The organism is Pseudomonas sp. BR20 (genome assembly GCF_050780135.1).
Classification (GTDB): domain Bacteria; phylum Pseudomonadota; class Gammaproteobacteria; order Pseudomonadales; family Pseudomonadaceae; genus Aquipseudomonas.
The window spans coordinates 4358802-4380366 of the sequence record NZ_CP172012.1 but is presented as its reverse complement, the minus strand read 5'-3'; the positions used below and the strand labels follow the sequence as shown (position 1 = coordinate 4380366).

Annotated in this window: 19 protein-coding genes; 10 read left to right on the top strand and 9 right to left on the bottom strand. The window is 62.4% G+C overall.

Annotated features, from left to right (window positions below; genetic code table 11):
* Positions 1 to 295: 295 nt before the first annotated feature.
* The 4 genes from ACHPFG_RS19935 to ACHPFG_RS19920 all read left to right on the top strand — a co-directional run bounded on the left by ACHPFG_RS19935 (position 296) and on the right by ACHPFG_RS19920 (position 4352).
* Positions 296 to 778, top strand: a complete 483-nt coding sequence (locus ACHPFG_RS19935; RefSeq protein ID WP_131698186.1) for a sigma-70 family RNA polymerase sigma factor — start codon at positions 296 to 298, stop codon at positions 776 to 778.
* Between the two features lie 119 nt (positions 779 to 897).
* Entirely contained in the window at positions 898 to 2235 is a 1338-nt protein-coding gene (locus tag ACHPFG_RS19930) for a lysine N(6)-hydroxylase/L-ornithine N(5)-oxygenase family protein (RefSeq protein WP_431700233.1), read from the top strand.
* A 66-nt stretch (positions 2236 to 2301) separates the two neighbouring features.
* Positions 2302 to 3522, top strand: a complete 1221-nt coding sequence (locus tag ACHPFG_RS19925) for a putative DNA modification/repair radical SAM protein (RefSeq protein ID WP_027606175.1) — start codon at positions 2302 to 2304, stop codon at positions 3520 to 3522.
* On the top strand, positions 3519 to 4352 hold the full coding sequence (locus tag ACHPFG_RS19920) for a TIGR03915 family putative DNA repair protein (protein ID WP_431700232.1): 834 nt from the start codon (positions 3519 to 3521) through the stop codon (positions 4350 to 4352). Before ACHPFG_RS19925 ends, ACHPFG_RS19920 begins: the two co-directional genes overlap by 4 nt.
* 71 nt (positions 4353 to 4423) lie before the next feature.
* Here the strand turns inward: ACHPFG_RS19920 and ACHPFG_RS19915 are convergent, their stop codons facing one another.
* Positions 4424 to 4921, bottom strand: a complete 498-nt coding sequence (locus ACHPFG_RS19915; RefSeq protein WP_131698183.1) for an Lrp/AsnC family transcriptional regulator — start codon at positions 4919 to 4921, stop codon at positions 4424 to 4426.
* A gap of 119 nt (positions 4922 to 5040) precedes the next feature.
* The gene (locus tag ACHPFG_RS19910; RefSeq protein WP_431700231.1) at positions 5041 to 6087 is read right to left on the bottom strand and encodes an ornithine cyclodeaminase; all 1047 of its coding nucleotides are present in this window, start codon (positions 6085 to 6087) and stop codon (positions 5041 to 5043) included.
* Between the two features lie 266 nt (positions 6088 to 6353).
* Here ACHPFG_RS19910 and ACHPFG_RS19905 point away from each other — a divergent pair, with 266 nt between their 5' ends.
* Positions 6354 to 7247: a GNAT family acetyltransferase gene (locus ACHPFG_RS19905; protein WP_184742927.1), complete on the top strand. Its 894-nt coding sequence runs from the start codon at positions 6354 to 6356 to the stop codon at positions 7245 to 7247.
* Positions 7248 to 7314: 67 nt separating this feature from the next.
* Here the strand turns inward: ACHPFG_RS19905 and ACHPFG_RS19900 are convergent, their stop codons facing one another.
* From ACHPFG_RS19900 to ACHPFG_RS19880, 5 genes are all read right to left on the bottom strand, one after another.
* The gene (locus ACHPFG_RS19900; protein WP_131698180.1) at positions 7315 to 8334 is read right to left on the bottom strand and encodes a branched-chain amino acid aminotransferase; all 1020 of its coding nucleotides are present in this window, start codon (positions 8332 to 8334) and stop codon (positions 7315 to 7317) included.
* Positions 8335 to 8537: 203 nt separating this feature from the next.
* Complete coding sequence (gene lpdA / locus ACHPFG_RS19895; protein ID WP_431700230.1) at positions 8538 to 9917, bottom strand: dihydrolipoyl dehydrogenase; 1380 nt, start codon at positions 9915 to 9917, stop codon at positions 8538 to 8540.
* 4 nt (positions 9918 to 9921) lie between these two features.
* Positions 9922 to 11178 (bottom strand): dihydrolipoamide acetyltransferase family protein, encoded by a 1257-nt coding sequence (locus tag ACHPFG_RS19890; protein WP_431700229.1) that lies wholly within the window; start codon positions 11176 to 11178, stop codon positions 9922 to 9924.
* A complete protein-coding gene (locus ACHPFG_RS19885) occupies positions 11179 to 12237 on the bottom strand; it encodes an alpha-ketoacid dehydrogenase subunit beta (protein WP_032888135.1) in 1059 nt (352 codons plus the stop codon).
* 1 nt (position 12238) lies between these two features.
* Complete coding sequence (locus ACHPFG_RS19880; RefSeq protein ID WP_145336182.1) at positions 12239 to 13474, bottom strand: 3-methyl-2-oxobutanoate dehydrogenase (2-methylpropanoyl-transferring) subunit alpha; 1236 nt, start codon at positions 13472 to 13474, stop codon at positions 12239 to 12241.
* A gap of 195 nt (positions 13475 to 13669) precedes the next feature.
* On the opposite strand from ACHPFG_RS19880, the gene bkdR reads away from it, so the two are divergent.
* Positions 13670 to 14158 carry a Bkd operon transcriptional regulator BkdR gene (gene bkdR, locus ACHPFG_RS19875; protein ID WP_003174877.1) on the top strand — a complete coding sequence of 163 codons (489 nt, stop codon included), beginning with the start codon at positions 13670 to 13672 and terminating at the stop codon, positions 14156 to 14158.
* A gap of 57 nt (positions 14159 to 14215) precedes the next feature.
* On the opposite strand, the gene ACHPFG_RS19870 is transcribed toward bkdR, so the two are convergent.
* Positions 14216 to 15079 (bottom strand): MBL fold metallo-hydrolase, encoded by an 864-nt coding sequence (locus ACHPFG_RS19870; RefSeq protein WP_131698176.1) that lies wholly within the window; start codon positions 15077 to 15079, stop codon positions 14216 to 14218.
* A gap of 169 nt (positions 15080 to 15248) precedes the next feature.
* Here ACHPFG_RS19870 and ACHPFG_RS19865 point away from each other — a divergent pair, with 169 nt between their 5' ends.
* From ACHPFG_RS19865 to ACHPFG_RS19850, 4 genes are all read left to right on the top strand, one after another.
* The gene (locus ACHPFG_RS19865; protein WP_339453257.1) at positions 15249 to 16493 is read left to right on the top strand and encodes an NAD(P)/FAD-dependent oxidoreductase; all 1245 of its coding nucleotides are present in this window, start codon (positions 15249 to 15251) and stop codon (positions 16491 to 16493) included.
* On the top strand, positions 16494 to 17300 hold the full coding sequence (locus tag ACHPFG_RS19860) for a sulfite exporter TauE/SafE family protein (protein WP_145336178.1): 807 nt from the start codon (positions 16494 to 16496) through the stop codon (positions 17298 to 17300).
* 225 nt (positions 17301 to 17525) lie between these two features.
* Entirely contained in the window at positions 17526 to 18671 is a 1146-nt protein-coding gene (nosP, locus tag ACHPFG_RS19855; protein ID WP_259244080.1) for a nitric oxide-sensing protein NosP, read from the top strand.
* Positions 18613 to 20553 (top strand): PAS domain-containing hybrid sensor histidine kinase/response regulator, encoded by a 1941-nt coding sequence (locus ACHPFG_RS19850; protein ID WP_131698172.1) that lies wholly within the window; start codon positions 18613 to 18615, stop codon positions 20551 to 20553. The genes nosP and ACHPFG_RS19850 overlap by 59 nt, the downstream gene beginning before the upstream one ends.
* 341 nt (positions 20554 to 20894) lie before the next feature.
* Here the strand turns inward: ACHPFG_RS19850 and ACHPFG_RS19845 are convergent, their stop codons facing one another.
* Positions 20895 to 21560 (bottom strand): response regulator transcription factor, encoded by a 666-nt coding sequence (locus ACHPFG_RS19845; RefSeq protein WP_010209341.1) that lies wholly within the window; start codon positions 21558 to 21560, stop codon positions 20895 to 20897.
* Between the last annotated feature and the right edge of the window lie 5 nt (positions 21561 to 21565).

Sequence of the window (21565 nt, the reverse complement as noted above, 5' to 3'; positions counted from 1 at the left end):
TAAACGAGAGAATTGCCCAAAGATTTAGGCTGATACATAAGCGGTTACAGGTCGTGTGCAGAAAAAAATCGGCCTGTAGATGCAAGTCTTGTTTAAAAGTAGATGAGAATTACTATAAATTGCACCTACCCAAACTGCCATTACTGAATGGCCTGTATTTGTTGTAGGAGCGAGCTTGCTCGCGAAGAGCTCAGGGACGCCGCGTTCACTCTGGTTTCCCGCGTTATCGTTGAGGTACTTCGCGAGCAAGCTCGCTCCTGCAGGACCAAATGCCGCCGCCCGGGGGCCAGGAGTCATGTTGGAAAACTACTATCGCGAGCTGGTGTGCTTCCTCAACGCCAAGCTGGGCAACCGCCAGGTGGCCGAGGATGTGGTGCATGACGCTTATGTCCGGGTGCTGGAACGTTCCAGCGAGACGCCCATCGAACAGCCCCGTGCGTTTTTGTATCGCACCGCGCTGAACCTGGTGATCGATGGTCACCGGCGTAACGCCTTGCGCCAGGTCGAACCCCTGGATGTACTCGACAGCGAGGAGCGCTTCGCCGCCGGTTCGCCCCATGCCACCCACGACTACGGCCAACGCCTGGCTATGCTCGAACGCGCCCTGGCCGAGCTGCCGGCGGCCTGTCGCGACAGCTTCCTGCTGCGCAAACTCGAGGGCCTGAGCCACCTGCAAATCGCCGAGCGCCTGGGTATTTCCCGCACCCTGGTGGAAAAACACATTGTCAATGCCATGAAGCACTGCCGGGTGCGGATACGCGAGTGGGACGCGCACTGATCACTGATCAGGTAAATTTTATTTCATTGTCCTCGTTTCCTATCAACACATGACCTGTTGTGCAGGTCTCGAAGGTATTCCCGCCCCACCGCCAAGGGGCTTATCCAGAGGACACTGGAATGACACAGGCAATTGCTTCGCCCGCGGTTCACGACCTGATCGGTATCGGTTTTGGCCCTTCGAACCTGGCGCTGGCCATCGCCCTGCAGGAGCGCGAAAAGGCGCAGGGCAAACTGGACGTGCTGTTTCTCGACAAACAGGCCGACTATCGCTGGCACGGCAATACCCTGGTGACCCAGAGCGAATTGCAGATTTCGTTCCTCAAGGACCTGGTGACCCTGCGCAACCCCACCAGCCCGTACTCCTTCGTCAATTACCTGAAAGCCCACGACCGCCTGGTGGACTTCATCAACCTGGGCACCTTCTACCCGTGCCGCATGGAGTACAACGACTACCTGCGCTGGGTTGCCGGGCAGTTCCAGGCCCAGGCCCGCTACGGCGAGGAAGTGCTGGCCATCGAGCCGATCCTGCACCAGCAGCAGGTTGAGGCGCTGCGCGTGATTTCCCGCGATGCGCTGGGCGAGCAGCATGTGCGTACCACCCGTTCGGTGGTGGTCAGCGCCGGCGGCACACCGCGTATTCCCGAAGCGTTCAAGGCCCTCAAGGGCGACAGCCGGGTGTTCCACCATTCCCAGTATCTGGAGCGCATGGCCACCCAGCCTTGCGTGGACGGCAAGGCGATGCGCGTCGCAATCATCGGCGGTGGCCAGAGTGCGGCCGAAGCCTTTATCGACCTGAACGACAGCTTTCCCTCGGTGCAGGTCGACATGATCCTGCGCGGTTCGGCACTCAAGCCGGCCGATGACAGCCCGTTCGTCAATGAAGTGTTCTCGCCGGCCTTTACCGACCTGGTGTTCCAGCAGGTCGGTGCCGAGCGCGAGCGCCTGGTCGCCGAGTACCAGAATACCAACTATTCGGTGGTCGACCTCGACCTGATCGAGCGCATCTACGGGATTTTCTACCGCCAGAAAGTCTCCGGCATCGCCCGCCAGGCCTTCCGCACCATGACCGTGGTCGAGAAGGCTACCCCCGGCCCCCTGGGCATCGAACTGGCCCTGCGCAACAACGCCAACGGCGAAACCAGCGTCAACCATTACGACGCGGTGATCCTTGCCACCGGCTACGAGCGCGAGACGCATCGCGCACTGCTGGCGCCGCTGGAGGAGTATCTGGGTGATTTTGAAGTGGCGCGCGACTACCGCATCGTCACCGATGAGCGCTGCAAGGCCGGTATCTACATCCAGGGCTTCAGCCAGGCCAGCCATGGCTTGAGCGATACGCTGCTGTCGGTACTGCCGATTCGTGCGGATGAGATTGCGGCGTCGCTGTTTGAAAACGACCGTAGCCGCGGCAAGGCGCGTTCGGTGCAGGATCTGCTCCTCGCCACCGCCAGCTGACAAGCTGCACTTGTGACACGGGGGGCTGGCTGATACTGTACAAAAAACCAGTATCGGTAGCCTTCCATGCAGTTGATCGAAAAACTCAGCATCCTCGCCGACGCCGCCAAGTACGACGCCTCCTGCGCCAGCAGTGGCGCGCCCAAGCGCAGTTCGGAAGGCAAGGCGGGGCTGGGCTCAACCGATGGCATGGGCATCTGCCACAGCTACACGCCGGACGGTCGCTGCGTATCTTTGCTCAAGGTACTGCTCACCAACTTCTGTCTCTACGACTGCCAATACTGCGTCAACCGCCGCTCCAGCGACGTGCCCCGTGCACGCTTCAGCCCGGAGGAGGTGGTCACCCTGACCCTGGATTTCTACAAGCGCAACTGCGTCAGCGGGCTGTTCCTCAGCTCGGGCATCATTCGTTCGGCCGACTACACCATGGAGCAGTTGGTGCGGGTGGCCAAACTGCTGCGCGAAGAGCATGACTTTCGCGGTTACATCCACCTCAAGACCATCCCCGAAGCCGACCCGGCGCTGATTGCCGAGGCCGGGCGCTACGCCGACCGCCTCAGCGTGAATATCGAACTGCCCACCGATGCCAGCCTGCAAACCCTGGCGCCGGAAAAACAGATCGTCTCGATCAAGCAGGCCATGCAGACCATCTACACCGGCGAGCAGACGGTCCTGAACGAACCCCGCGCGCCGCGTTTCGCCCCGGCGGGTCAGAGCACCCAGATGATCGTCGGCGCCGACGAGACCGACGACAGCACCATCCTCCACAGTGCCGAGGCGCTGTATGGCAACTTCAAGCTGCGCCGCGTGTACTACTCGGCCTTCAGCCCCATCCCCAACAGCCCGAAAAGCGTACCCCTGGCCGCGCCGCCGTTGATGCGCGAGCATCGCTTGTACCAGGCCGACTTCCTGCTGCGCAGCTACGGCTTCAGCGCCAACGAACTCTTTGAAGGCCCTGGCCACCTGGCCCTGGACATTGATCCCAAGCTGGCCTGGGCCCTGGAACACCGCGAGGTGTTCCCCCTGGACCTGAACCGCGCCGAGCCGACCTTGATCGCCCGCATCCCAGGGATCGGCCTTCGCACCACCCAGCGCCTGGTGGACCTGCGCCGCGAACGCAAGATCCGCTTTGAAGACCTGGCACGCATGCGTTGCGTGCTGGCCAAGGCCAAGCCGTTTTTCATCACCAGTGACTACCACCCGCAACAGGCCGACAGCACCAGCGTGCTGCTGCGCGAACAACTGCGTGACCGCCCGCAGCCGCAGCAGATGGGGTTGTGGGGATGATCAGCCTGGAATGCGACAACCTTTTCAGCACCTGGCGCGAACAGGCGCGCTGGCTGCTCAGCCATCAGGTCGACCCGAGCCAGGTGAGCTGGGGCGAGGTGCAGGCGGCGGACCTGTTTGCGACCGATGAGCCGATCCCCGAAGGCTTGGGGCCGTTCCAGGCGCGAATTCCCAAGGCGCTGCTGGAATTGCTGGAGTCGGCCGCCTGCTACCAAGGCGATCAGCGTTGGAGTCTGTTGTACGAGGTGTTGTGGCGCGTCAGCCATGGCGACCGCACCGCGATGTTGGCTGGGGACAAGCTCGGCAGTGAGCTGCAGCGGCGCATCAAGCAGGTGAGTCGTGAGGCCCATCACCTGCATGCGTTTGTGCGCTTTATCGCCCTACCGGCCGAGGCGGGGCCGGAGCTGCCGGAGTACGTGGCCTGGCATGAACCGGCCCATGACATTCTCAAGTCGGCCAGCCAGCATTTTGTCGGGCGCATGGGGCGCCATCGCTGGATGATCGCCACGCCGTTGGACGGGGTGTACTACGACGGCGAGCAATTACTCCACCAGCGTGAGTGCCCCGAGGCGTGGCGGCAGCTGGCGCAGAACGTCGAGGATCCCCACAGCGCGATGTGGCTGACGTACTACAGCCACATCTTCAACCCGGCGCGGTTGAACCCCAAGGTGATGGAGGGGCACTTGCCGAGCCGGTTCTGGAAGAATCTGCCGGAGGGCAAGCTGATCCCAGGGTTGATCAGCGAGGCGCGTACAGGGAAGCAGAAGGATGGGCAGGCGAAGCTGGTGGGGGCGCGCCAAGGTAAGAAAATCTTAAGCGGGCATGGTTAAAAATGTGGGAGGGCGGTGCGACGATTCGACTTGCTCCCACATTCGATCCTCATTGGCTTGGCGAGTGGGGCTCAGGCCAGTTCGACGGCGGTATTCTTCACCACCGCCAACTCCGGATGCGCCACCAACTTATCGATGTGCAACTCATCGTTGTTCAGCCAGATCTCCGATACCACCCGGTAGTGCTCCATATCCCGGCAGCGCATGCGCAGGCTGTAGTCGAACGGCCCGCTGATCAGCTGGCATTCGAACACCTGGGGGCAGGCCTTCATACACGCTTCGAAGGCCTTTTGCGCCGAGCGCCCGCTCTGGTTGGACAAGGCCACCAGCACCAGCAGCGACAGCCCTGGCGAGACCATCTGCACATCGATGATTGCCCCATACCCACGAATCACCCCGCGTCGCTCCAGCTTGCGCACCCGCTCCAGGCAGGGCCTGGGGGTAAGGTGCACCAGTGACGAGAGCTTTTCGTAGGTGATACGCCCCTGATGGCGCAGCACTTCGATGATCGCCTCATCGATGCGATCCAGCGCAGGGGCGGAGTGGGGTCCGTTGGCCTTGGTATCCATGGGGTTCACTTCAAACGGTTGGGAAGAAGGGTGAGCAAGCGTTCATCGGTTGCGTGACAAGTATGGTACGGCCTTCCCTGGCCAACGTCTGCATGACTTTGCCACTGGGCCTGCACGTGTCAGGCGCGTTTCTTCTGTTGCGCGGCAGGCTGCAGGGTCAGGCGAGCAAATAGGTCCTTGGGGTCGTCCAACGCGGGCACCAGTTCCAAGTCGCTGCCCAGGTCCAGTGCCTTGGCTGCATCCAACACATAACGAAGCGCCGAATAGTCCTCGATGGCAAACCCGACTGAGTCGAACAGCGTGATCTGTTGCGCATGTTCGCGGCCAGGGAGCTGGCCGTTGATCACCTGCCACAGTTCGGTCACTGGTGAGTCGTGCGGCATGTGCTGGATCTCACCTTCGATGCGGCTCTGGGGTTCGTACTCGACAATCACACGGGCGCGCTCGACGATACGTCGGTCCAGTTCGGTCTTGCCCGGGCAGTCGCCGCCCACGGCGTTGAGGTGCATGCCCGGCTCAATCATCTTGTCGGTCAGAATGGTGGCGTAGGCTTTGTCGGCGGTAACGGTGGTGACGATATCCGCGCCTTTCACAGCGTCTGCCACGCTGGCGGCGAGGATCACCTTGATCGCCGGGAACGCTTTGAGGTTGGCTGCGAGCTTGGCGGTGGCCTTGGTGTCGATATCGAACAGGCGAATCTCGTCGATGCCGAGCATCGCGTGGAAGGCCAGGGCCTGGAACTCACTCTGGGAGCCGTTGCCGATCAACGCCATGCTGCGGCTGTTGTCACGGGCCAGGTAGCGCGCCACCAGTGCCGAGGTGGCGGCAGTGCGGATGGCGGTGGTCAGGGTCATTTCGGCCAGCAGCAACGGTTTGCCGGTGTCCACATCGCCCAGAGCGCCGAATGCCATGACCGTGAGCATGCCCGCCAGCGTGTTTTTCGGGTGGCCATTGACGTACTTGAAGGCATACAGCGAGGCGTCGGACACCGGCATCAGTTCGATCACACCCTCCGGGGAGTGATTGGCCAGGCGTGCGCACTTCTCGAAATCCTGCCAGCGCAGGTAGTCGGCGCGAATGTACTCGGCCATTTCGATGATGCAGGTTTGCAGGCCTTTTTGCGCGACCAGATAGCTGAGGTCGTTGACGTCGATGTAGCGTGTCATGGAGAGGCTCCTTGTTGTTCGAGAGGGGCTGCGGTGAACGCGGCGAGCGTTTTCTGCTGTGCGTAGCTCGGCGCAGCAAGCGTGGGCAGCCGGGCTATTGTCTGCGTTCGGGCCGATGAATCCCGGCTGAAACAAGGGGCGCGCCCAGCGGGTAAAGCTGAAAAGGTGGGTGATGCAGCCGAATCGGCTGTGAGGTCTGTAATGGGATCAAAAGGCGGGAGAGGGTATTGTGGTATTTGCCATAGCTGTCTCAGCCAGGAGGAATCATGTCTACCGTCGTACGTCTCGCCCAATCCGCCGATGCCGAAGGGATCAGCCAGGTCATCCTGGCGGCCTTGCACAGCAGCAATGCGCGGGATTATCCGGCGGATGTGATTGCCCGGGTGGCCAGCAACTTCACCCCGGACGCGGTGCTGGAGCTGCTCAAGCGCCGGGTGGTGCTGGTGGCGGTCCAGGACCGGGTGATCGTCGCCACGGCGGCCCTGGATACCAATGTGGTGCGCTCGGTATTCGTCAATCCGGCGGCGCAAGGGCAGGGCGTTGGCCGGTTGCTGATGATTGAAATCGAACTGCGCGCGCGGGAGGCGGGGGTGACGACGCTGAGTGTGCCGTCTTCGCTGACCGCCGAGCCGTTCTACACCAAGCTGGGGTTTCACACGGTACGCGACGTCTACCACGGCAATGAGCGCACGCTGGTGATGGAAAAGGCGCTGTTGTCGCGCCATCCCATCGGGCCGTACCGCGACCGTCAGCACCGGGCGCAAGTGGTGGCGTTATGGCAGGAGGCGTTTGGTTATGACACGGCGCATAACCTGCCGACCTTGGCGATCGATAAGAAACTGGCGGTCAATGACGGGCTGTTTTTTGTGGCGACGGACAAGAAAACCGTGATCGGGACGATTCTTGCCGGCTACGACGGCCATCGCGGTTGGCTGTATTCGGTGGCCGTTCACCCCGACTATCGGCGTCATGGCCTGGGTTCCTCGCTGGTGCGGCATGCGGAACAGGCATTGACGGCCCTGGGCTGCATGAAGATCAACCTGCAGATCACCAGTGGCAATGAGGCGGTGGCGGGGTTCTACGAGGCGCTGGGGTATGGGGTGGAGGCGAGGATCAGCATGGGCAAGAAGGTTGCCGAGAATATTCCGACTCAATCCTAAGAACACTGCAAAACAAATGTGGGAGGGGGCAATCCCCCTCCCACATTTGATGTGCGGTGTTGCGGGTTTAGACTTTTACGATCCAACCCGCTGGCGCTTCGACGTCGCCGGTCTGCACGCCGGTCAGCTCTTTGTAGAGCTTCTGGGTGATCGGGCCGACTTCGGTCTCGCTGTGGAACACATGCAGTTGACCGTTGTACTGGATACCGCCGATCGGCGAGATCACCGCAGCAGTACCGCAGGCGCCGGCTTCCTTGAACTGATCCAGCTTGTCGATGAACACTTCGCCTTCGACCACTTCCAGGCCCAGGCGGGTCTGGGCCAGTTCGATCAGCGACAGACGGGTGATGCCTGGCAGCACCGAAGGCGACTTCGGTGTGATGAACTTGTTGTCGTGGGTGATCCCGAAGAAGTTGGCCGAGCCGACTTCTTCGATTTTCGAGTGGGTCATCGGGTCCAGGTAGATCGCATCGGCGAAACCGGATTTCTTCGCTTCCGAGCCCGGCATCAGGCTGGCGGCGTAGTTGCCACCGACCTTGGCGGCACCGGTGCCCTGTGGCGCGGCGCGGTCGAAGGTGGAAATCTGGAAGTTGTGTGGCACCAGGCCGCCCTTGAAGTAGGCGCCGACCGGGATGCAGAACACCGAGAAGATGAACTCCGGCGCGGTGCGCACGCCGATGTTGTCACCGGTGCCGATCACGAACGGGCGCAGGTACAGCGCGCCGCCGCTGCCGTACGGCGGGATGAACCGCTCGTTGGCCTTGACCACTTGTTTGCATGCGTCGATGAACGCGTCGGTCGGGACGTGCGGCATCAACAGGCGGGCGCAGCTGCGCTGCATGCGCGCGGCGTTCTGGTCCGGACGGAACAGGTTGATCGAACCGTCCTTGCAACGGTAGGCCTTGAGGCCTTCGAAGCACTGCTGGCCGTAGTGCAGGGCGGTAGAGCCCTCGCTGATGTGCAGCACGTTGTCGTCGGTCAGGGTGCCGGCTTGCCATTCGCCGTTTTTCCAGACTTGGAGAAACCGCTTGTCGGTCTTGATGTAGTCAAAACCCAGCTTGTCCCAATTGATGCTTTCGTTACCCATGACACCCTCTATCTTTGGTCAAGTCGGTTTTTTTCTGAATGGGCGCAACAATACTTCATTCGCAGGCCCGTTCGCATCCCCCGCGTCCCTTGCAGGAGCGAGCTTGCTCGCGAAAATCGTCAACGATAACGCGTGAAACCAGAATGAACGCTGCGCCCTCAGGTTCTTCGCGAGCAAGCTCGCTCCTGCAGGGGGGTGTTTATTTACAGGTGCAGCGCATGCCCCAGCGCCCTGAGCGCAGCTTCCTGCACCGCCTCGCCAAGCGTCGGATGGGCGTGGATGGTGCCGGCCACGTCTTCCAGGCGTGCGCCCATTTCCAGGCTGAGGCCGAAGGCGGTGGACAGCTCGGACACGCCGGCGCCCACCGCTTGCCAGCCGACAATCAGATGATTATCGCGGCGTGCCACCACCCGTACGAAGCCGGTTTTCGACTCCAGGGTCATCGCGCGGCCGTTGGCGGCAAACGGGAAACTCGACACGATGCAGTCCAGGCCGGCGGCCTTGGCTTCATCGGGCGTCTTGCCGACCACCACCAGTTCCGGGTCGGTAAAGCATACCGCCGGGATCGCGGCCGGGTTGAATTCGCGGTGTTGACCGCTGATCAGTTCGGCAACCATTTCGCCCTGGGCCATGGCCCGGTGCGCCAGCATCGGCTCGCCGCTCAGGTCGCCGATGGCGTACACATTGCGCATGCTGGTCTGGCAGCGGCTGTCGATCTTGATCGCCGCGCCGTTCATCTCCAGGTTCAGCGCTTCGAGGTTCCAGCCCTGGGTATTGGGTTTACGACCAACGGCCACCAGCACCTGGTCCGTCGCCAGCGACAACGTGTCGCCATTCGGGTCGCGCACCTGCAGGCTGTTGTGCTCGAAACCGGTGACGCTGTGCTTGAGGTACAGCTTCACGCCCAACTGCTTGAGCGATTCGTTCACCGGTTGCGTCAGCTCGGCGTCGTAGGCCGGCAGGATGCGGTCCTGCGCCTCGACCACACTGACCTCGGCGCCGAGCTTGCGGTAGGCAATCCCCAGCTCCAGGCCGATGTAGCCGCCGCCCACCACAATCAGGCGCTTGGGCACGCGGGTCGGCGCCAGGGCTTCGGTGGAGGAGATGATCGGCCCGCCAATCGGCAGCATCGGCAGGTTGACGCTTGTCGAACCGGTGGCCAGCAGCAGGTGTTCGCACTGGATGCGCTGGTCGCCGACGTCGACGGTCTTGCCGTCCACCACCGTGGCCCAGCCGTGGATCACCTGCACTTTGTGCTTTTTAAGCAGTGCAGCGACGCCCGTGGTCAGGCGGTCGACGATGCCGTCTTTCCATTCCACGCTTTTGCGGATGTCCAGGGTCGGCACATCCACCTCGATTCCCAGTTGGGAACCTTGGCTGTGGTGCACGGTTTGCTGGAACTGCTCGGCCACGTGAATCAAGGCCTTGGACGGAATGCAGCCGATGTTCAGGCAGGTGCCGCCCAACGCCTGGCCTTCCACCAGGATCGTCGGGATGCCCAATTGGCCGGCACGAATGGCGGCCACATAACCGCCAGGGCCGCCGCCGATAATCAGCAGCGTGGTATGCAATGTCTGAGTCATGTCCTTACTCCAGAAACAGGCTGGCGGGTTGTTCGAGCAGGCCGCGAATGGCCTGGATGAATTGCGCCGCGTCCATGCCATCGACCACGCGGTGATCGAAGGAGCTGGAGAGGTTCATCATTTTGCGGATCACGATCTGGCCCTTGATCACCATCGGCCGCTCGACGATACGGTTGACGCCAACGATGGCCACCTCCGGCAGGTTCAGCACCGGGGTGCTGACGATACCGCCCAGGGCGCCCAGGCTGGTCAGGGTAATGGTCGACCCCGACAGTTCATCGCGACTGGCCTTGCCACTGCGCGCGGCGCTGGCCAAGCGCGCGATTTCCTCGGCGTTGCCCCATAGGCTGCGCGCTTCGGCGTGACGCACCACCGGCACCATCAGGCCCACGTCGCTCTGGGTGGCGACGCCCACATGCACCGCGCCGAGGCGGGTGATGACCTGGGCTTCGTCGTCGTAACGCGCGTTGATCTGCGGGAAATCCCGTAGCGCCACGACCATGGCGCGCACGATAAACGGCAGCAACGTCAGCTTGCCGCGCGTGGCGCCGTGCTTCTCATTGAGGTGCACGCGCAGCTCGTCGAGGGCGGTGACGTCGATCTCTTCCACATAGCTGAAATGCGCGGCACGCCGGGTGGCGTCCTGCATGCGCTGGGCGATCTTGCGGCGCATGCCGATCACCGGGATCTGTTCTTCGTCGTTGCGTTCGGCGTAAGGGTTGGCTGCCGTCGAAGCTTTTGACGCCCCTTGTTGCAGGTAGGCGTCAAGGTCTTCGTGCAGGATCCGCCCGGCGGGGCCGGAGCCTTGTACCAGACGCAGTTGAATCCCGGCATCCAGCGCGTGCTTGCGCACGGCGGGGGAGGCCAGGGGGCGGTCGTCGACATCGCGGGCCACAGGGGCCTGTGCGGTCACGACGGGCGCGGGCTGGCTTTCAACCGCCGGTGCCGGTTTGGCCTCGACAACGGGAGCAGCTTTCACCGGCTCCGCCACCACGGGCGCTTCCTTGGCGTTGCCCGCACCTTCCACTTCAATGCTGATCAGAATACTGCCCACCGCCATGACTTCACCCGGCTCGCCGCCGAGGGAAATCACCTTGCCATGGACCGGCGAGGGAATGTCCACCATCGCCTTGTCGGTCATCACATCCGCCAACACCTGGTCTTCGACGACCAGGTCGCCGACCTTCACATGCCACTGCGACAGTTCAACTTCCGCGATGCCTTCGCCAATGTCCGGCATCTTGATAACGTGCGTGCCCATTCAGACCTCCATGACCCGTTTCAACGCCGCGCCCACTCGGGACGGGCCTGGGAAATACGCCCACTCCTGCGCGTGCGGGTAGGGGGTGTCCCAACCGGTGACGCGTTCGATCGGCGCTTCCAGGTGGTGGAAGCAATGCTCCTGCACCAGCGCCACCAGCTCGGCACCAAAGCCGCAGGTGCGGGTGGCTTCGTGCACCACCACGCAACGGCCGGTCTTCTTCACGGATTTGACGATGGTTTCCAGGTCCAGCGGCCACAGGCTGCGCAGGTCGATGACTTCGGCGTCGATGCCGGTTTCTTCGGCGGCGACCTGCGACACATACACGGTGGTGCCGTAGGTCAGCACAGTGACGGCTGAGCCCGGACGCACGATGGCGGCCACGTCCAGCGGCACAGTGTAGTAACCGTCCGGCACTTGCGCCTGCGGGTGTTTCGACCACGGCGTTACCGGGCGGTCGTGGTGGCCGTCGAACGGGCCGTTGTACAGGCGTTTGGGCTCGAGGAAGATCACCGGGTCATCGTTTTCGATCGAGGCGATCAGCAGGCCCTTGGCGTCATAGGGATTGGACGGCATCACCGTGCGCAAGCCGCAGACCTGGGTGAACACCGCTTCGATGCTCTGGCTGTGGGTCTGGCCGCCGTAGATGCCGCCGCCGCAGGGCATGCGCATGGTCAGCGGTGCGGTGAACTGGCCGGCCGAGCGATAACGCAGGCGCGCCGCTTCGGAGATGATCTGGTCGGTGGCGGGGTAGACGTAGTCGGCAAACTGGATTTCCGCGACCGGGCGCAGGCCATAGGCACCCATGCCCACGGCCACGCCGATAATGCCGCTCTCGGAGATCGGTGCGTCGAACACCCGCGAGCTGCCGTACTTGGTCTGCAAGCCTTCGGTGCAACGGAACACACCGCCGAAATAACCGACGTCCTGGCCGAACACCACCACGTTGTCATCACGTTCAAGCATCACATCCATGGCCGAGCGCAGGGCCTGGATCATGGTCATGGTGGTGGTGGTCATGGCGGTTTCCAATTCGATGCTGTTGTTGTGATCGTTCATGTCAGATCCCCAACTCTTGACGCTGGCGCTTCAAGTGCTCCGGCATCTCTTTATAGACGTCTTCGAACATGGTCGCGGCGCTTGGAATCTGGCCACCGGCCAGGGTGCCGTACTGTTCGGCTTGTTTCTGCGCGGCGATCACCTCGGCTTCCAGTTCGGCACTGACCGCCGCGTGTTCCTCTTCGGACCACTGGCCAATCCTGATCAGGTGCTGCTTGAGGCGGGCAATCGGGTCGCCCAACGGGAAGTGGCTCCAGTCGTCGGCGGGGCGGTATTTGGACGGATCGTCCGAGGTGGAGTGCGGACCGGCGCGGTAGGTGACCCATTCGATCAGGGTTGGGCCGAGGTTGCGGCGCGCACGTTCGGCGGCCCAGGCGGAGGCGGCGTACACCGCGATAAAGTCGTTGCCGTCCACGCGCAGGGAGGCGATGCCGCAACCGACGCCGCGTCCGGCGAAGGTGGTGGCTTCACCACCGGCGATGGCCTGGAAGGTGGAAATCGCCCACTGGTTGTTGACCACGTTGAGAATCACCGGCGCGCGGTACACGTGGGCAAAGGTGAGGGCGGTGTGGAAGTCGGATTCGGCGGTGGCGCCATCGCCGATCCAGGCCGAGGCGATCTTGGTATCGCCCTTGATCGCCGAGGCCATGCCCCAGCCCACACCCTGTACGAATTGGGTGGCGAGGTTGCCGGAAATGGTGAAGAAGCCTGCGTCCTTGACCGAATACATGATCGGCAGCTGGCGGCCCTTGAGCGGGTCGCGCTCGTTGGACAGCAACTGACAGATCAGGTCCACCAGCGGCACGTCGCGGGCCATCAGGATGCTTTGCTGGCGGTAAGTGGGAAAGCACATGTCGTCGATGTTCAAGGCCAGGGCCTGGGCGCTGCCGATGGCTTCTTCGCCAAGGCTTTGCATGTAGAACGACATTTTTTTCTGACGCTGGGCGACCACCATGCGGTTGTCGAAGATCCGCGTCTTGAGCATGGCGCGCATGCCTTTGCGCAGGATCTCTACCGGAACCCCTTCAGCCCACGGGCCCAGGGCCTGGCCCTGGTCGTCGAGCACGCGGATCAGGCCCTTGGCCAGGTCGGCGGTGTCGGCGGGTTCTACGTCGATGGCGGGTTTGCGCACGGTGCCTGCGTCGGTCAGGCGCAGGTAGGCGAAGTCGGTCTTGCAGCCTGGGCGACCCGACGGTTCGGGAACGTGCAGGCGCAGTGGGGCATACGGCTGATTCATGGCTTTCTACGCTCGATCTTGTGAATTTCTTGTAGTGGGCGCGCTAGCTGACAGTCAGTCTCCGGGTAAGAGAAATCTTGTCCTACAACAATCATAGGCGTGGCGTAGAAGAATATTTATCTCTGTTTCGTTGCGCCCGCGATCAATTGCGGATAAAAAACCTGCATAAACATAATAAACAGGTGATTTTTTCTCATGCGCAAACTGGACCGTACCGATATCGGCATTCTCAACGCCCTTCAGGAGAATGCGCGGATCACCAACGCCGACCTGGCCCGCTCGGTCAACCTGTCGCCTACACCGTGTTTCAACCGGGTCAAGGCGATGGAAGAACTGGGTCTGATTCGCGAGCAGGTCACCCTGCTCGACGCCGATTTGCTGGGGCTGCACGTCAACGTGTTTATCCATGTGAGCCTGGAAAAGCAGAACGAGCTGGCGTTGCAGCAGTTTGAAGGCGCGATTTCCGACCGGCCCGAGGTGATGGAGTGCTATTTGATGGCTGGCGATCCGGACTATTTGATCCGGGTGTTGGTGCCGACGATCCAGTCGCTGGAGCGGTTCATGATGGACTTTTTGACCAAGGTGCCGGGGGTGGCGAATATTCGTTCGAGCTTTGCCCTCAAGCAAGTGCGCTACAAGACAGCGTTGCCGTTGCCTGCCAATGGCATCAGCCTCGGTAGCTGATGCAACAGATTACCAATGTGGGAGGGGGCAAGCCCCCTCCCACATTGTTCCCGCATCTCAGAGTTGGTTGAGGGGTATCTTCAAGTAAGTAACCCCATTCTCTTCCGCCGGCGGCATATTCCCCGCTCGCACATTCACCTGGATCGCCGGCAACAACAGCGTGGGCATCCCCAGCCCGGCATCGCGTTGGGTGCGCATCGCCACGAACGTCGCTTCATCCACCCCGTCATGCACATGGATATTTCCCGCCCGCTGTTCGGCCACCGTAGTCAGGCATTTGGCCTCACGACCTTCGGGCGGGTAGTCGTGGCACACGTACAGTTGGGTATCGGGGGCAAAGGCCAAGAGCTTGCGCATCGACGCATACAACTGCCGCGCATCGCCGCCGGGGAAGTCGCAGCGAGCGGTGCCGACATCGGGCATGAACAGGGTGTCGCCGACCAGGATCAAGCGGTCGTCGATCAAGTAGGCCATGTCCGCCGGGGTATGCCCCGGCACGTGCAGGGCCTGGGCCTTGATGGTGCCGATGTGGAAGATTTCATCCGGCGCGAACAGGTGGTCGAACTGCGAGCCATCGACGCGAAATTCCGGCTCCAGGTTGAAAAGATTCTTGAATACGTCCTGCACCTTGCTGATGCTTTGGCCGATGGCGATCTTGCCGCCCAGGGTGCGGCGCAGGTACGGCGCTGCCGACAGGTGGTCGGCATGGGCGTGGGTCTCCAGCAGCCATTGCACTTGCAGACGATGTTCGCGCACATAGGCAATCACTTTGTCCGCCTGACGGGTGTCGGTGCGCCCTGATGCCGGATCGTAGTTGAGCACCGAGTCGACAATGGCGCAGGGGCCATCATCGCCCTCATGCAGGACATAGGTGTAGGTCGACGATGCCTCGTCCAGAAAGGCTTGAATCAACGCTGGCATTGGCGGCGGTCCTTGGTAGCGAATTGCGGGTTACATTCGAGATGTTTTCCACATAGGCTTGCGAGCTTAAGGCAAAAAAACGATTCGAGGCAAAGCATCGACCCATCGCGGGGCGTGACGCCATACGGCAGCGACCCTTGTGTGCATTGACGATAAAAGGCAATAGACCATGACCGACCAACACTGGGGGCCAACCATCAGTGGCGATATCGTCGTCATCGGCGGCGGTTCGGCAGGCATCGGCCTGCTGGCCAGCCTGCTCAAGCGCGACCCCGACCTGAACATCACCCTCATCGAACCCAGCGACCATCACTGCTACCAGCCGGCCTGGACCCTGGTCGGCGGCGGTGCCTACGACCTGAAAAAGACCCGACGCCCCCTGGCCGATGTGCTGCCCAATGGAGTCACCTGGGTGCAGGCCGCCGTCACCGAACTGTTGCCGGACGAGCGCACCCTGGTGCTCGACAGCGGCCAGCGCGTCACTTGGAACAACCTGATCGTCTGCCCGGGCCTGCGCCTTGCCTGGGAGAAGGTCGAAGGCCTGGAAGAGACCCTTGGCCAGCACGGCGTCACCTCCAATTACAGCTACGAAAGCGCCGCCTACACCTGGCAACTGGTGCAGCAACTCAAGGGCGGCAAGGCGATCTTTACCCAGCCGGCCATGCCGATCAAATGCGCGGGTGCGCCGCAAAAGGCCATGTACCTGTCCTGCGATCACTGGCTCAGGCAGGGCGACCTTAAACACATCGACGTCGAGTTCAACCTGGCCGGCGCGGCGCTGTTCGGCGTGGCGACCTTTGTGCCGCCGTTGATGAAATACGTGGAGAAATACAACGCGCGCCTGGCGTTCAACGCCAACCTGGTCAAGGTCGACGGCCCGGCGCGCAAGGCCTGGTTCGAGGTGAAGGATGCCGAGGGCAACGTCACGCTCGAGGAAAAATCCTTCGACCTGCTGCACGTGGTGCCGCCGCAAGTTGCCCCGGAGTTTATCCGCCAAAGCCCGCTGGCCGACGCTGCCGGCTGGTGCGAGGTGAACCCCCACAGCCTGCAGCACCTGCGCTATCCGCAGATCTTCGGCCTGGGCGATGTGTGCGGCACCAGCAACGCCAAGACCGCCGCCGCCGTGCGCAAGCAAATCGTGGTGGTCGCCGAAAACCTGCTGGCCCTGCGCAGACAGGCGCCGCTGCCGCTCAAGTACGACGGCTATGGCTCGTGCCCGCTGACGGTGGAGAAGGGCAAGGTGGTATTGGCCGAGTTCGGCTACGGCGGCAAGTTGCTGCCGACCTTTCCCCTCGACCCGACCCGGGCGCGCCGTTCGATGTGGTTTCTCAAGGCGACCTGGCTGCCGTGGTTCTACTGGAACGGCATGCTCAAGGGCCGCGAGTGGCTGACCCGTCTGAGCAAGGTGGATTAAATGCTGCTGGCCAGTGTGTTGGGGATGTTGATGGGCCTGGTCATGGGTCTGACCGGCGCGGGCGGCGGCATCCTCGGGGTGCCGGCGTTGGTGCTGGGGTTGGGCTTGACGATGACCCAGGCCGCGCCGGTGTCGTTGCTGGCGGTGGGCGCGGCAGCGGCCGTCGGGGCGATTGACGGGTTACGCCACGGCCTGGTGCGTTACCGCGCCGCGCTGTTGATCGCCTTGCTCGGCGCGCTGTTTTCGCCGCTGGGGGTGTTTCTCGCCCACCAGTTGCCGGAGCCGGTGCTGATGGGGCTGTTCAGTGTGTTGATGGTGCTGGTGGCCTGGCGCATGTTGCAGCGCGAAAAGCTCGAGGCCGGGCCGAGTGACCATGGCGCGGCGTCCTGGGGCCAGAAGAACTGCATGCTCAATCAACAGACCGGGCGCCTGGCCTGGACCGCCAAATGCAGCGCCACCCTGGCTGCACTGGGCGCGGTGACGGGGGCGGTCTCGGGTTTGCTCGGGGTGGGCGGCGGCTTTTTGATCGTGCCGGCGTTCAAGCAACTCACCGACGTGCAGATGCGTGGCATCGTCGCCACGTCGCTGATGGTGATCAGCCTGATTTCGCTGATCGGCGTGGCCGGCGCGTTCCATGCCGGGGTGCGCATCGAACCCGTGGGCTGGGTGTTCATCGCGGCGAGTATCGTCGGCATGCTGATCGGCCGGCGCCTGTGCTCGGTGATTGCCGCACGCACCTTGCAGGTGGGGTTTGCCAGCCTGTGTGTGCTGGTGGCGATTGGCATGCTGGTCAACGCCGTGCTCTGAACCTGAAATGCAATCCAAGTGTGGGAGGGGGCTTGCCCCCGATAGCGGTGGGCCAGTCAGCTTATTTTTGGCTGACCCACTGCATCGGGGCAAGCCCCCTCCCACATTTGAATCTCCCTTGTTTTTGAGCGATTCATCCCATCGCATCCCCCCACCCAGTACCCAAGTAGCATAGGTCCCACCCTCCGCCCTTCGTACACTCATGCCTCAGAGGGGGAGGTAACGATGCATAACAGTGAAGGCGTAGTCAGTGCCATGTCCCAGGCCACCGATGCCGGGCAGGCCGCCGAGGAGTTGGCGCGGCAACTGTTGCATCCGTACCTGGGCTTCGTGCTGTTTTTCTGCTCGGCCTCCTACGACCTGCAGGCCCTGGGCCACGCCCTGCAAGAATGTTTCGGTAACGTGCGCGTAGTGGGCTGCACCAGCGCCGGCGAGATCACGCCCCAGGGCTACGGCCGCAATTGCGTGACGGCAATGGGCTTTAACCACGCGCACTTTTCCATCGCCACGGAGCTGATCGACCAGGTGGAACACTTCAGCCTGATCGACGCCCAGCAGATGGTCGAACGTCTGGTCGGCGGTTGCCGCAGCAATACCCTGGCGCCGATCAAGGGCAACACCTTCGCCCTGACCCTGCTCGATGGCCTGTCCAGCCGTGAAGAGGTGGTGCTCGCCGCCCTCAGCGCGGCGCTTGGCGACATCCCGCATTTCGGCGGTTCGGCCGGTGACGACAACTTCCTCACCCACACCCACGTGTACTTCAACGGCGCCTTCCACAGCGGCGCGGCGGTGGTGGTGCTGGTCAATACCTGGCTGGATTTCGAGGTGTTCACCACCCACCACATCCTGCCGCGCAACGAAAAACTGGTGGTGACCGGCGCCGACAGCCCGTCGCGCCGGGTATTCGAGCTCAACGCCGAACCCGCCGCCGAAGAGTACGCGCGGCATATCGGCGTGGCCGTGGCCGACCTCGATCACCGCGTCTTCGCGGCGCACCCGTTGGCAGTGCGCATCCACGACCAGTACTACGTGCGGGCGATCCAGCAAGTGCACGACGACCTGAGCCTGAGTTTCTACTGCGCGGTGGAAAACGGCATCGTCCTCACCGTGATGAAACCCGGGCCGATCCTGCCAAACCTGCAAACCCTGTTCGACGGCCTGCAAGCGCGCCTGGGCGACCTGCTGTTGACCATCGGCTGCGACTGCTTCCTGCGCCGCCTGGAGTTGGAAGACAGCGACAATCTGGAACAGATCGGCGGTTTCCTGCGTGACCAGCGGGTGATGGGCTTCAACACCTACGGAGAACAGTTCAATGGCATGCATATCAACCAGACCTTCACTGGAGTCGCCATTGCCCGAGGTCGGCGCTGAACTGCTCGCCCAGGTTGCCCAGCTGCAACAGGACAACCACAAGCTGGCACGGATCAACGCGGCGCTGATCGAGCGCATCGAGTCCGGCATGGTCCAGGGCAATAACCCTTACACCACCTTTCAGCATTCGGTGGTGCTGGCCGAGCAAGTGCGCGAACGCACCGACGCGCTGAACCAGGCGATGGCCGAACTCAAGGCCAGCAACCACTTGCTGATCAACGCGCGGCTGCGCGCCGAAACCCTGCGCGGCGAACAGGCAGCGGCGCAAAAGGCCCAGGAAAGCGAACGCTGGATTCGCCTGATCACCGATAACGTCCCGGCCCTGATCGGCTACCTGAATGCCGACCTGGTCTACGAGTTCACCAACAAAGTCTATGAAGAATGGTATTGCTGGCCGCGCGGCATGATGCTCGGCCAGAGCTTGCGCGAAGTCCACAGCGAGCAGCACTGCCAGCGCCTGGATGCCTACGTCGCCCGCGCCCTGGCGGGGGAGAGCGTGACCTTTGAATTCGCCGAGACCAACATCAATAACCAGGAGCGCTACATGCTGCGCTCCTATGTGCCGAATATGCTGGCCAGCGGCGAAGTGGTGGGGATCTTCGTGCTGATCCGCGACATCACCGAACGCCGCCGCACCGCCGAAGCCCTGCACCAGGCCTATCAGCACCTGGAGCAACGCGTGGCCCAGCGCACCTCGGAACTGACCGCGCTCAACGACCAGTTATTGCAGGAGATCGACGAGCGCCGCCGCGTGGAGGCGCGCCTGCGTGAAGCCAAGCTCGAGGCCGAGCAGGCCAACCTGTCGAAAACCAAATTCCTCGCCGCCGTCAGCCATGACCTGCTGCAACCTTTGAATGCGGCGCGCCTGTTTACCAGCGCGCTGCTGGAGCGGCCCAGCGAAACCCTAGTGCGCAACGTGAGCAATTCCCTGGAAGACGTGGAAAACCTGCTGGGCACCCTGGTGGATATCTCCAAGCTGGATGCCGGGGTGATCAAGGCCGACATCGCGCCGTTTGCCCTGAGTGAACTGCTCGACAACCTGGCCGCCGAGTACACCGAATTGGCCCGCAGCGAGGGCCTGGAATTGCATTTTGTCGGCTGTTCGGCGCTGGTGCGCAGCGATATTCAGTTGCTGGCGCGGATTCTGCGCAACCTGTTGAGCAACGCGATTCGCTACACCTACAAGGGCCGTGTGGTGCTGGGCTGTCGCCGCCAGCATCAGCGTTTGTTGATCCAGGTATGGGACAGCGGCATGGGCATCGCCGAGGAGCGGTTGGAGGAGATTTTCCAGGAGTTCAAGCGCGGCGATGTGCAGCGGCCCGACCAGGACCGTGGGTTGGGCCTGGGGCTGGCGATTGTGGAAAAGATCGCCGGGATCCTGGGTCATCGCATCAGCGTCAAATCCTGGCCGGGCAAGGGCTCGATGTTCTCGGTGGAGGTGCCGTTGAGCGCCACGGCGCCCAAGTCGCTGCCAATGCTGGCCATGAGCGAGCCGATGCTCGAACGCCTGCAAGGCGCACGGGTGTGGGTGCTGGATAATGACGCGGCGATCTGCGCGGGCATGCGCACCTTGCTGGAAGGCTGGGGCTGCCAGGTGATCACGGCGTTGTCGGAGCAAGACCTGGCACGGCAGGTGGACAACTACCATGCCGAAGCCGACTTGCTGATCGCCGACTACCACCTCGACGACGACCAGAACGGCGTCGACGCCGTCGCCCGCATCAATGGACGCCGCGGCCGCGCGATACCGGCACTGATGATCACCGCCAACTACAGCAACGAGTTGAAGCTGCAGATTCGTGAGTTGGGGCACACCTTGATGCACAAGCCGGTACGCCCAATGAAACTCAAGACCGCCATGAGCCACCTGCTCGGCAAATGAACGGCGAAATACCCACAAGTGGAGATCAAAATGTGGGAGGGGGCTTGCTCCCGATAGCGGTGGGTCAGTCGACATCATAACTGACTGATGCACCGCCATCGGGAGCAAGCCCCCTCCCACATTTGACCAGTGTTGTGCCTGGAAGATTGGCGGCGCAGGTACGTCTGATCAAGCTCAAGACTGCCATGAGCCACTTACTCGGCCGGTCCTGACAAACGGAGATCCAGTGTGGGAGGGGGCTTGCTCCCGATGGCGGTGTTTCAGCCAAGCAGATGTCGACTGGTCCACTGCTATCGGGGGCAAGCCCCCTCCCACATTTGATTTGTGTTGTGTCAGACGGGTCAGCGGCGCAGGTACGAGCCGAAATCGATATCCCCGGCACTGAGGATCGCCTGCACCCGGTTATGCACGTTCAACTTGCGCAATATCGCCGACACGTGGGCCTTCACCGTGGTCTCGGCAATCTCCAGGGTGTACGCGATCTGTTTGTTCGACTCGCCCTTGGTCATGCGTTCCAGCACCAGCAATTGCTTGCGTGTCAGGGCTTGCAGCAGCTCGGGGGCGAAGCCGGGGTTTTCGTTGAGGCGCCGGTGGGTGCCGGGCTTCTGGGTGCGGATGATGTCCGGCGGCAGGTACACGTTGCCGTTGAGAATCTGCTGGATCGCCTCGGTCATTTGCAGGCGCGGCGAGGATTTGGTGATAAAACCCACGGCGCCATAGGTGATGGCTTGCAGCACGACCTGCTTGTCCTGCTCGGCCGAGACGATTACCACCGGAATGGTCGGCGCCTCGTTGCGCAGGTTGATCAGGCCATTGAGGCCGTGCATGCCGGGCATGTTCAGGTCGAGCAGGATCAGGTCGAGGTCGTCGTGTTCCTGGGTCAGCGCCAGGGCGCTGTCGAGGTCGGCGGTTTCCATCACTTCGCTGCCGGGAAAGCCGTCGCTGATGACGTTATGGATCGCTTCGCGAAACAGTGGGTGATCGTCGGCAATCAGGATTTTGTACATGGCCG